8 protein-coding genes are annotated in these 11,918 nt (G+C 64.3%); 5 read left to right on the plus strand and 3 right to left on the minus strand.

Translation table 11 applies throughout. The features are described from left to right. Positions 1 to 180 precede the first annotated feature (180 nt). Complete coding sequence (locus YUO_RS0114955) at positions 181 to 3,558, minus strand: tetratricopeptide repeat protein (protein ID WP_028348001.1); 3,378 nt, start codon at positions 3,556 to 3,558, stop codon at positions 181 to 183. 186 nt (positions 3,559 to 3,744) lie between these two features. Then, positions 3,745 to 4,341 (minus strand): PadR family transcriptional regulator, encoded by a 597-nt coding sequence (locus tag YUO_RS0114960; protein ID WP_028348002.1) that lies wholly within the window; start codon positions 4,339 to 4,341, stop codon positions 3,745 to 3,747. 127 nt (positions 4,342 to 4,468) lie between these two features. Between YUO_RS0114960 and YUO_RS0114965 the strand changes: the two genes are divergently transcribed. The 4 genes from YUO_RS0114965 (at position 4,469) to YUO_RS0114980 (ending at position 10,472) form a co-directional block, all read left to right on the plus strand. Further along, positions 4,469 to 4,855 carry a nuclear transport factor 2 family protein gene (locus YUO_RS0114965; protein WP_028348003.1) on the plus strand — a complete coding sequence of 129 codons (387 nt, stop codon included), beginning with the start codon at positions 4,469 to 4,471 and terminating at the stop codon, positions 4,853 to 4,855. A gap of 188 nt (positions 4,856 to 5,043) precedes the next feature. Then, positions 5,044 to 6,834 carry an acyl-CoA dehydrogenase C-terminal domain-containing protein gene (locus tag YUO_RS0114970; RefSeq protein WP_028348004.1) on the plus strand — a complete coding sequence of 597 codons (1,791 nt, stop codon included), beginning with the start codon at positions 5,044 to 5,046 and terminating at the stop codon, positions 6,832 to 6,834. 62 nt (positions 6,835 to 6,896) lie between these two features. Next, complete coding sequence (locus tag YUO_RS0114975; protein ID WP_028348005.1) at positions 6,897 to 8,105, plus strand: acetyl-CoA C-acetyltransferase; 1,209 nt, start codon at positions 6,897 to 6,899, stop codon at positions 8,103 to 8,105. A 153-nt stretch (positions 8,106 to 8,258) separates the two neighbouring features. Further along, on the plus strand, positions 8,259 to 10,472 hold the full coding sequence (locus YUO_RS0114980; RefSeq protein ID WP_028348006.1) for an FAD-dependent oxidoreductase: 2,214 nt from the start codon (positions 8,259 to 8,261) through the stop codon (positions 10,470 to 10,472). A 156-nt stretch (positions 10,473 to 10,628) separates the two neighbouring features. Here YUO_RS0114980 and gstA read toward each other — a convergent pair whose 3' ends face one another. Continuing rightward, the gene (gene gstA, locus YUO_RS0114985) at positions 10,629 to 11,243 is read right to left on the minus strand and encodes a glutathione transferase GstA (protein WP_028348007.1); all 615 of its coding nucleotides are present in this window, start codon (positions 11,241 to 11,243) and stop codon (positions 10,629 to 10,631) included. A gap of 122 nt (positions 11,244 to 11,365) precedes the next feature. Between gstA and YUO_RS0114990 the strand changes: the two genes are divergently transcribed. Beyond that, positions 11,366 to 11,854, plus strand: coding sequence for a MarR family winged helix-turn-helix transcriptional regulator (locus tag YUO_RS0114990; protein ID WP_028348008.1), 489 nt, complete (start codon positions 11,366 to 11,368; stop codon positions 11,852 to 11,854). The last annotated feature ends 64 nt before the right edge of the window (positions 11,855 to 11,918 follow it).

Consider the following 11,918-nt stretch of genomic DNA (forward strand, 5'->3'; position numbering starts at 1 on the left):
GCGCGGTGGCGCAACCGCAGGGCCCGTCGGCGAGCGGCGGAGGCGATTTTCCCCGTTCTGGCTGTCGTCGGCTGACAATCGATCCTCTTTGCAAGCCGGATCCGTTCAGGATCAGGCTGACCAGAAGCACTAATACGAATTTATGGCCGAGGATATGGCAGCGATGGCGGCGGTAAGCGCTTAGTGAAAGGCGGCAGTGCGCTTGGTCGCAACCGGCTTGGCGGCGGGCTTGCCCGTGGCAGGTGCGGGGACCGAATCCCAGCCGCCGGCGGGTGACGCTACGTTTACGGCCTCGTCAGGCTGCGGCTCGACGGTGAAGGTCTGGATCGCAAGCTTGGCCGCTGCCAGCGACTGGGCGTCGAGGCGCTTGGCAACATCGTCGCACTTGCGGCCGGCATCCGCATCGCCCTGGGCGGCTGCGAGGCTGAACCATTTGAAGGATTCGGCGAGGTTCTGTTCGACGCCGATGCCGCGGGCATAGAGGATGCCGAGGTTGAACTGGCTGTCGGCGACGCCGCGATCGGCGGCTTTGCGGAACCAGATCGACGCGCTCTTGTAATTGGCGCCCTTGCCGCCGCCATCGGCGTCGAGCACCGCCAGGTTATGCATCGCCTTGGCGCTGCCGCGCTCGGCCGCCTGCAGGTAGTAACGCCGCGCGATATCCAGGTCCTTTTTCACGCTCATGCCCTTCTCGTAGAAGGTGCCGAGCCGAAACAGTGCGGGCACCACGCCGGCCTGCGCCGCGCGGTCATACCATTTAGCGGCCTCGTCGAGGTTCGAGGCGACGCCCTTGCCTTCGGCAAAGCGCACGCCGACCTCGTAAGCCGCGGCCGGGTCGCCCTTCAGCGCGGCGGCGCGCAGCACCGGGCCGCCGATAGCATCAGGCAACCGCTCGCTCGGCGGCACCGCGATCATCGCAAGCTTGCCGCCGCCGGCCGGCATTGCCTGGATCGTGCCGGTGATATCGCTGGCCGTAACCGGAGATGCCGTGGCCTGCGGCGGAGCTTCGACCCGCGCGCTATCCAGCGTGTTCGGTGCGGAAGAATTGTTCGATTGCTTCTCGACCGGCGTCGGCGAGATCATAGAGGGCGCCTGCGGCGCGGGCATCGCAGGAGCGGGCCTGGCGCCGCTCTCCGAGGATGCGGGGGCCTGCGCCGGTGGGGCCGGCTCTCTGGGCTGCTCCATCATCGGCAGTTGCAGCACGCTTCCGGTATCCAGCAGCGTCATCGCCATCTTGAAAGTGCCGAGCACGATCACGACCACGCTCGCGCCGACCAGCAGCGAGCGGATCTTGGAGGAAATGTTCGAGGCGTTCTTGTCGCCGGCCTTGGCCTTGTCGCCGCCCTTGTCCTTCGATACGGCCTTCGCAGCCGAACGTCCGGCTTTCTCGGGCGGGGGCGCGGCGGCTGCGGCCTGCGCGGCGCGGCGCGCGGCGGCAATGAAGCTCGATGAGCTGACCGGCTCCTTCGGTGCGGAAGCAATCTCGCTGATCGCGTTTTCGGAAGCGGCGATCCGTTCCGATGGCGAAGCGACGCGCGGCGGCGGCCGCGTGCCGGGCTCGAGCGGGTGATCCGGCGGCAATTCCGGCGCGATCGCGGCGCGCGGTGCGGCCGCATGCGGCTCCAGGATTTCGCTGATCGCGCGCGGCGGTAGTGGCGGCGCAACCGGCGCGGCCGGCTGCACGGCGTGGAATTCGCGCGGGGCGGCGGCAAAGGGCTCCGGAGCATTGCCCTGCAGCGCGGCAGGGTTGGGCAATTCCGGCTTCGTTTGCTGCGGATAGGTCATCAGCGGCGTGGTCGGGCGGGGCGCTTCCTCGCGCGTTTCGGCCGTTGCAGGCGGAGCGGCGGACGTAGCCGTCGCACCGCGAACCCCGCGCAGATCGCCTTCTATCATCGACAGGCGATCGACCACATGGCCGAGCGTGTTGTGAACGGTCTCCAGCGAGTCCTGCGTGCGGCGATCGGTTTCCGACTGGCTGAAGCGGATATCGGATAGTTCGCGCTTGACCAGATCGACGATGCCGGTGTCCGCCGGCTGCGATGCACTGCCGGAATTGCGGTTGGATTCGGCGAGCGCGACCAGGCTGGCGTGCTGGCGTTCGAGAGAGCGCAGAATGTCGTGCAGGCCTTCCTCGACCCGTCCGAGGTCGATGGCGGGTGTGGCGGCGGAACGATCGTTGGAGGCTTCCAGGCGCTCCAGGAGATACGAGACGCGCTGTTCGAGATGGGCAAATGCCGACGCATTGTCGTCGCCGGCCGGAATGCGGTCGAGCCGCTCCGACAGTGAGCGCAGCGCGTTTTCGACATATTCTGAATTCTCGCCTGCGGCCGGCGGCTGCCGGGATTCCAGCGTCGAGGTCAGCGCGGCCAGGCGCTGTTCGAGAATACCGAAGGCATCGCTGTTGCCGTCAAAGCGGGAAAGCTGGTCGACCTTGGCCGACAGCGCGTGCACGTCGTCGGCGAGCCGGGCGAGCGCGTCGTTGGAGGCGACGTTGGAGACGATCCCGCGCAGCGCCGCGATCGCGCTTTCGAGCTGCTGCACGGTCGAGGGATCGTCGTTCGAGCGGAGGATCAGATCGAGCTTGGCGCCGAGATTGTGGATCGCCTCGTCATAGCCGGTGAGCTGCTCGGCCGGCGTCAGCGAGCGCAACGCTTCGCGGATTTCGCCGAGCGCGCGCTCGATATTGGCCAGCATCTGGCCGTCGGTGCCATTATGGCGGCTATCGTCGATGCGGCGGGACAGCGAGCGGATTTCGTTCTCGAGCGATTCGATCTCCCGCCGCGGCACCGCCTCGGTGATGGCCTGACGGATTTCGGCAAGCTCGCTGCGGAACGCCGCGATCGACTGTTCGATATGATCGGGACGCTGCAGCGCCTCGATCTGGCTGGTGATCTTGATCAGGTGCCGTTCGAGCGAAGAAAAGTCCGGCCCCGCAGGCGCGGCCTGCGTCACTGGCTGCCCAGATTTGGGCTGCGCAGAATAGGGCTGGGCGGCGGAAGCCGTCGGCGCGGCATTGCGCGCCGGCATCTGGCGCGGCGGTGGCGTATCGAGTTCGTTCTGGCGCGCGGCGATTTCGGCGACCGCAAAATCCATCGAGGCCGGGCTGAGCGGCGGCGCCGGGCGATAGACCTGGGCCGCGGCACGCTCGACCAAATCGGTCTGACGCTGCCTTTCCTGCATCTGCGCCTGACGAACCGGCACGGGATTCGAAATCTGCGACAGCCGCGCGTCGAGGCGCGAAATGGCCTCGTTGAGCTGGCGGGCCACCGTCGGCTCGCCATGAGCGGCTTCGCCGCGGGCTGTCGGCCGCGAAATCTGCTCGATCTGTTTTGTGATCGAATCCAGCCGCTGGTGAATGTCGGCCACGTCGGGGATCTGCCGGCCCGGCGTCGCCGGCCGCTGACTGGAGGGCACGCCAAAACTGGGCGGGGCCGGTTCGCCGATGGTGGAATTCAGCCATTCGTTCAGCGACATGCCGGCGCGGCGCGCAGCCGCCTCGGCCCTGTCGCGGACCGATGGATCGATGCCGTCAACACTCCACGATACGCGCGAATTCATGCTCTCGTCCGGTTCCGCTACGGCGCCCCACCCGCGCCATCAGCCTCCCCGCACGTCCCACTGAAGAGACAATCGTATTTTCGCGCGGGTCGCCTGCCTCGGAACCGACTTTTCCGCGTTACGGTAAAGAAGGGGTTAAGGAATGGGGCGGTCGGCCCCAAAAGTTACCGGCCGGCCAAATCGGCGTTAGCGGTTGGTTTCGCGCTTGACGTCCTCGATCGGCACAACGTTCGTCCGCCCCGCGCCGGAAGATAGGGCCGACAATGCCTCGATCGCCTCTTCGCACCATTCCGCCACGGCGCGCTCGTGGGCGAGGCCGATGCGAAGTCCCAGCAATTTGCCGACGTCGGCCGGCGGTGCCGTGCCGTCAGGGAATCGCTTGTTGAGCAGGCGTTCGTAGCGGGCGAAGCGGTCGCGGTGGTGCTCTAGCCGCGCCATCAGGTCGGTGCGGAGCGGTTCGATGTCGACACTGTCCAGCGCGTAGAGCCGCACCAGGAGGTCGTCCTTGATCGAGGCCGGAACGCTCGGCCGCGCGGCCCAATGCCGAAGCGCGGCGCGCCCCTCCGGTGTGAGGGTATAGACCAGCTTGTTCGGCTTGCCGGATTGCACCACCTCGCGGCCCTGGATGTGGCCGCGGTCGCGAAGCTTTGTGAGTTCCCGGTAGATCTGCTGGTGGTCGGCCTTCCAGAAAAACCCGATCGAGTTGTCGAACGTCTTGGCGAGCTCATAGCCCGTCATCGGACGTTCGGTCAGGCAGGCAAGGATCGCGTCACCAAGCGCCAAGACGCCGGCCTCCGGCTTTCATGTGATTTGACATTATGCACAAAGTTGCATATGCGTCAACGCGCATAAGCTCCAGAGAAGCCCATTCACCGGCAACAGCCCGTCATCGGCCGCCAGAGGAGACATGATGACCATGAGCGGCCTCGACAAGTGGTACGGCTACATGAAGTCCCATGACACGGCGGCGTTATGGGATCTGTTGCACCCGGATGCGGTGTTTGAAAGCCCTGTCGTTCATACGCCGCAGCGCGGGCGCGACATCACCTTCAAATATCTGGCGAGCGCCGAGAAGGTGCTGGGTGGTCCCGGCTTCAAATACACTGGCGAATGGCGCAACCCGAACGGCGCGGTTCTCGAATTCGTAAACGAGATCGAGGGCGTCAAGATCAACGGCGTCGACATCATCACGTTCAGCGATGACGGTAAGATCACGCACTTCAAGGTGATGGTACGTCCGCTGAAGGCAATCAATCTGCTGCACCGCTTGATGGGGGAACAGCTCGCCAAGCAGTGACAAAGGCGAGAGATCAAGGCCGCCACCATTCCCGGCGCCGTTTATGTCGCAATGGCTGTCGGGATATTTGCTGGCCTGGTCACTCCCTAGGACATCGCGAACCGGATAAGGTCGCTTTCCGGAACGCCGCACAGTTTCAACTCAAGCGCCGCCGCCAGCATTCAAGCCTGCCCTGCCGGGAGAACATCATGCCGATCTACAAAGCCCCCGTGGAAGACGTCACCTTCCTGCTCAACGACGTGTTCCAGATCGACCGCTACGACAATCTGCCCGGTTTCACCGACGCTTCCGCGGATGTGCGCGAGGCGATTTTGGGCGAGGCCGCAAAACTCTCCGAAGAGGTGCTGCAGCCGCTCAACCGTGTCGGCGATCTCGAAGGCTGCAAGCGGCATGACGACGGCTCGGTGACGACGCCGAAGGGGTTCAAGGAAGCCTTCAAGCAGGTGGCTGAAGGCGGCTGGCTTGGACTGTCGGCGCCGGCGGAGTATGGCGGGCAGGGGCTGCCGGTGACGCTGAGCCAGGTCGTTACCGAATTCCAGAGCGCGGCAAACATGGCGTTCTCGATGTATGGCGGCCTGACCATGGGCGCGACGGCTGCGCTTCTGGTGCACGGCAAGCCTGAACAGAAGAAGATGTTCGTGCCGAAGATGGTGGCGGGTCAGTGGACCGGCACCATGAACCTCACCGAGCCGCAATGCGGCACGGATCTCGGCCTGCTGCGCAGCAAGGCGGTGAAGCAGGCCGACGGCAGCTACAAGATCACGGGCACCAAGATCTTCATCTCGTCCGGCGAGCATGACCTCGCCGAGAACATCATCCATCTGGTGCTGGCGCGCATCGAAGGCGCTCCCGCCGGCATCAAGGGCGTGTCGCTGTTCGTGGTGCCGAAATTCCTCGTCAACGCCGACGGTTCGCTCGGGCAGCGCAACGGCGTGTCCTGCGGCTCGATCGAGCACAAGATGGGCATCCACGGCAATTCGACCTGCGTGATGAACTACGACAACGCCACCGGCTGGCTGATCGGCGAAGAGAACAAGGGCATGCAGGGCATGTTCGTGATGATGAACGAGGCCCGCCTCGGCGTCGCCGTACAAGGTCTCGCGCAGTCCGAAGTCGCCTATCAAAACGCCGTCGCCTATGCGCGCGAGCGCCTGCAGGGCCGCTCGCTCACGGGCGCCAAGGAGCCCGAGAAGCCGGCCGACCCGATCATCGTGCACCCGGATGTTCGCCGCGTGCTGCTCACCATCCGCGCCTTCAACGAGGCGGCGCGCGCCATGGTGGTGTGGACCGCACTGAAGAGCGACGTCGCCCACCGCTCTTCCGATCCGAAGGATCGAGAGGCCGCCGACGACCATATGGGCCTGATGACCCCGGTCATGAAGGGCGTGATGACCGACGTCGGCTTCTCCAACTCGGTGCTGGCTCAGCAGATGTATGGCGGCCACGGCTATATCGCCGAGCATGGCATGGAGCAGTTCGTGCGCGACGCGCGCATCGCCATGCTCTATGAGGGCGCCAACGGCATCCAGGCGCTCGACCTGGTCGGCCGCAAGCTGCCGCGGAATGGCGGCCGCGCCGTGATGGCGTTCTTTGCCGAGGTCGCAGGCTTTGCCAAAGAGCACGGCGGAGATGAGGCGATGAAGCCGTTCGTCACGCCGCTCTCGACCGCGCTCGGTCACCTGCAGCAGGCCACCGGCTGGCTGATGCAGAACGCGATGACCAAGCCCGACAACGCCGGCGCCGCCGCCACCGACTACATGCAATTGTTCGGCCTCGTCGCCTTCGGCTACATGTGGGCGCGGATGGCGAAGGTGGCGCAGGACAAGATTGCGGCTGATGGCGCCACGCCCTATCTGACGACCAAACTGGTGACCGGCCGCTTCTTCATGGAGCGGATGCTGCCGGAAACCCACGTCCATCTGGCGCGCATTCAGTCCGGTTGCGCGACCACCATGGAATTGGCGGCGGAAGCGTTCTGATTTTTCGCCGTTTCCCGTTCGATCTGCCTATAATATTATGATCCTCATACCAGGAGGGCGTCATGCCTGAGGCATATATCTACGATCACGTTCGCACCCCGCGCGGCCGCGGCAAGCCCGATGGCGCGCTGCACGAGGTCACGGCGCTGGCGCTCGCCACCGTGCCGCTGCAGGCGCTGAAGGAGCGCAACAACCTCGCTGAAGACGTCGTTGACGACGTCATCCTCGGCGTGGTCGATCCGGTCGGCGAAGCCGGAAGCGACATCGCGCGCTTCGCGGCGTTGAAGGCGGGCCTCGGCGAAAGCGTTCCTGGCGTGCAGATCAGCCGGTTCTGCGCCTCCGGCCTCGACGCCGTGAATTTTGCCGCCGCCCAGATCATGGCCGGCCAGCATGAACTCGTAATCGGCGGCGGCGCCGAATCGATGAGCCGCGTCGGCATCGGCGCGTCCGGCGGCGCCTGGCCGATGGACCCCTCGATGGCGGTGCCGGCCTATTTCATGCCGCAGGGCGTCTCGGCCGATTTGATTGCGACGAAATATGGTTTTTCGCGCGACGACGTCGACGCCTATGCCGTGCAGAGCCAGCAGCGCGCGGCCAAAGCCTGGGACGAGGGTCGCTTCAACAAGTCCGTGGTTCCGGTGAAGGACGTCAACGGCCTCACCATCCTCGCCAAGGATGAGCACATGCGCCCGACCACGACCATGCAGTCGCTGGCGCAACTGCAGCCGTCGTTCACCGTCGTCGGGCAGATGGGCGGCTTCGATGCGGTCGCGATCCAGTCGCACCCCGAAATCGAGCGCGTCAATTACGTCCACCATGCCGGCAACTCTTCCGGCATCGTCGATGGCGCCGGCGCGGTGCTGCTCGGCAGCAAGGAAGCAGGCGCCAAGCACGGCCTGAAGCCGCGCGCAAAAATCCGTGCCTTCGCCAATATCGGGTCGGAGCCCGCGATGATGCTGACCGGCCCGGTCGACGTCACCGAAAAACTGTTCGAGCGTTCCGGCATGAAGAAGTCGGACATCGATCTGTTCGAGCTCAACGAGGCGTTTGCTTCGGTGGTGCTGCGCTACATGCAGGCGTTCGAGATCGATAATGCGAAGATCAACGTCAATGGCGGCGCGATCGCGCTCGGTCATCCGCTCGGCGCGACCGGTGCCATGATCCTCGGCACCGTACTCGACGAGTTGGAGCGCACCAACAAGCAGACCGCGCTGGTGACGTTGTGCATCGGCGGCGGCATGGGGACCGCTACGATCATCGAACGGGTGTAACTGCCGTAGGGTGGGCAAAGCGAAGCGTGCCCACCATGGAATTCGCCGCAAGTGATGGTGGGCACGGCGCAAGCGCGCCTTTGCCCACCCTACGAGATCACAGACACAACCGCCGCGCCTGAGATCGGCTGCCGGCACCGAGGGAGCAACCACATGGCCTTCAAGAATTTCAAGCTCGAGACCGACGCCGACGGCATTGCGCTCGTCACCTGGGACATTCCGGGACGTTCGATGAACGTGCTCGATGAAACCTCGACCACCGAGCTCGAGGAGATCCTGAAACAGACCACGGCGGACGCCGCGGTAAAGGGCGTCGTCATCACCTCCGCTAAGGAAGCGTTCTGCGCCGGTGCCGATCTTTCCATGCTCGAGGGCATGAACAAGGAATACGCGAAAGTCTTCAAGGAAAAGGGCGAGGTTGAGGCCAACCAGATGCTGTTCGACCAGAGCCGGCGCTTTTCGCTGGTGCTGCGCGGCATCGAAACCTGCGGCAAGCCATGGGCGGCGGCAATCAACGGGCTGGCGCTCGGCGGCGGTTTTGAGGTGACGCTGTCATGCCACTACCGCGTTGCGGCTGAAAATCCCAAGACCCGGCTCGGCCTGCCGGAAGTGAAGGTCGGCCTGTTCCCCGGTGCCGGTGGCACCCAGCGCGTGCCGCGCCTGGTGCCGCCGCAGGACGCGATGACGATCCTGCTCAAGGGCGATCCGGTCACCGTGGAGAAGGCCAAGTCGCTGAACCTGATCCACGCCATCGTGCCGGCGGCCGATCTGATCAAGGCGGCGAAGGACTGGATCAAGGGCGGCGGCAAGGCGGTCGCGCCCTGGGACGAGAAGGGCTTCAAGCTGCCGGGCGGACCGGTGTTCTCCAAGACCGGCATGATGATGTTCCCGGCGGGGAATGCGATCTACCGCCGCGAAACCTACGACAATTATCCGGCGGCGCGCGCCATCATGAGCTGCGTCTATGAGGGCCTGCAGTTGCCGATCGACGCCGCGCTCCGCGTCGAGTCGCGCTACTTCACGCAGGTGCTGCGCTCCAAGGAAGCCGCGGCGATGATCCGCAGCCTGTTCCTGTCGATGCAGGAACTGAACAAGGGCGCGCGGCGGCCTGCGAACGTGCCGCCGACCAAGGTGAAGAAGATCGCCGTGATCGGCGCCGGCTTCATGGGCGCCAGCGTCGGCTATGTCTCGGCCCGCGCCGGCCTCGACGTCGTCCTGATCGACCGCGACCAGGAAAGCGCCGACAAGGGCAAGGCGCATGCGCAGAAGGTGATCGACGAGCAGATCGCCAAGGGCCGCGCCAAGGCAGGCGATCGCGACGCGCTGCTGGCGCGCATTACCCCGACCGCGGATTACGCCGCGCTGGGGGATTGCGACCTCGTTATCGAGGCGGTGTTCGAGGACCGCAAGGTCAAGGCGGAAACCTTCGCCAAGGCGCAGCAATATCTCAAGCCTGACGCGATCTTCGCGTCCAACACCTCGACGCTGCCGATCACCTCGCTGGCCGAAAGCTTCAAGGAGCAGGGCAAGTTCATCGGCATCCATTTCTTCTCGCCGGTCGAGAAGATGATGCTGGTCGAGATCATTCTCGGCAAGAACACTGGCGATGTCGCGCTCGCCGCCGCGCTCGACTATGTGCGGGTGATCGGCAAGACGCCGATCGTCGTAAATGATTCCCGCGGCTTCTACGCCAACCGTTGCGTCGGCCGTTACATCGCCGAAGGCAATGAGATGTTCCTCGAAGGCGTGCCGCCGGCGATGATCGAGAACTGCGCCAAGATGGCCGGCATGCCGGTCGGTCCGCTGTCGCTGTCGGACGAAGTCGCTCTCGACCTCGGGCTGAAGGTCATCAAGGCGACCGAGGCCGATCTCGGCCCCAACGCCATCAACCCCGACCAGAAGAAGCTGATGGTGGAGTTGGTCGAAAAGCAGGGCCGCCTGGGGCGCAAGAATGCCAAGGGCTTTTACGATTACCCCGAAAAGGGCAAGGGCCAGAAAAGCCTGTGGCCGGGACTATCCGCGCTGCAGCCAAAGCAGCTCGACCCCGACACAATCGATGTAGAGGAACTGAAGCAGCGCTTCCTGGTGGTGCAGGCGGTGGAGGCCGCGCGCACAGTGGAGGACCATGTCATCACCGACCCGCGCGAGGCCGATGTCGGCTCGATCTTGGGCTTCGGCTTCGCGCCGTTCACCGGCGGCACGCTGTCCTATATCGACTTCATGGGCACGCGGAAGTTTGTCGAGCTCTGCCACAAGCTGGAAGCCAAATACGGCTCCCGCTTCACCCCGCCGAAGCTCCTCGAAGATATGGCGGCAAGCGGCGAGACCTTCTACGGCCGCTTCCCGCCGAAGAAGCAGGCGGCGTAGGCTGCTGTTACGGCGTCATTGCGAGGAGCAACGCGACGAAGCAATCCATCTATCCGTTATGCCGCGATATGGATTGCTTCGCTGCGCTCGCAAATGACGGAAAGAAAAAAGGGCCGGATCATCGATCCGGCCCTTTCGCATTCCCGTGCTGAACGTTCACGCCGCCTTCAGCAGCCCTTCCTTGGTCATCGCCTCCTGCACCTTCGGGCGCGCACCGACGCGGGCCTTGTAGGCAAGAAGGTTCGGCATATCGGAGAGATCGAACTTCAAGCGGTCGGTCGCCCACATCAGCATGGTGAACAGATAACCGTCGGCTACGGTGAATTGCTTGCCCATCAGGTAGTCGCGCCCGGCAAGCGCCGTTTCGAGGTACTTGAACTTGCTCATGACGCGGTCCTTGAAAAACGCCTTGGCGTCGTCGGCGAGCAGAGGTGAGAACATCGGTCCGAGATTCTTGTGCAGCTCGGTCGTGATGTAGTTCAGCCATTCCAGCAGCTTGTAGCGCTCGTCCGAATCGCGGGGCGGCGCCAGGTTCTTGCCCGCCTTGTCGGCGATCATCTGGACGATAATCGGCCCTTCGGTGACCAGTTCGCCCGAATCGAGGGCGAGGGCCGGCACCTGGCCCTTCGGGTTGACCTTCAAAAAGTCGTCACCATTCTCCAGCTTCTTGGCGCGCAGGTCGACCTTGACCAGGTCGTAGGGCAGACCGGCCTCGAGAAGCGCGATATGAGGGGACAGCGAACAGGCGCCCGGGGAATAATACAGTTTCATTGGATTTTTCCTTCCCTCGCAATTGTTGGCGGGCTGACTAAATGCATCTGCATGGAATAGTCAAGATTGATGCACCTGCATTTAGTGCGGTACACTGATGTGTGACAGATACGGATTAGGTTATGAAACGCAAACCATCGACCGAGGCGACCGCCGCCTGGATCCGCCTGATGCGGGTGCAGAGCCGGGTGCTCGATGCCGTCGAACAGGATTTGAAGAAAGCGGGCTTTCCGCCGCTCGCCTGGTATGATGCGCTATTGGAACTGTCGCGCGCCCCGTCCGGCGAAATGCGCCCGGTAGAGCTGGAAAAGCAGATGCTGATCCCGCAATATTCCACCTCGCGGCTGATCGACCGCCTGGTGGACGAGGGCCTGGCGGCGCGGCGCGAATGCAAGATCGACAAGCGCGGCCAGTTCGTGGAAATCACCGAAGCCGGGCGCGAGTTGCAGAAGAAGATGTGGGGCGCCTATTCGGCGGCGATCGAAAAGCACGTCGGCTCCAAACTGTCCGATGCCGACGCCATGAAGCTTTGCGGTCTGCTCGACCGGCTGGGCTGTTCGTGCTCCGACGTCAAAGCGGCCGCTGCCCGCGACGGCGTGCCGGCGCGATGACATCTTCGATACGTTTCGTTGGTGCGGACGTTGCTGCCCGCACCCCTTCAGCCACACGGCGCGT

The sequence above is a fragment of the Bradyrhizobium murdochi genome (assembly GCF_000472965.1).
Classification (GTDB): Bacteria; Pseudomonadota; Alphaproteobacteria; order Rhizobiales; family Xanthobacteraceae; genus Bradyrhizobium; species Bradyrhizobium murdochi.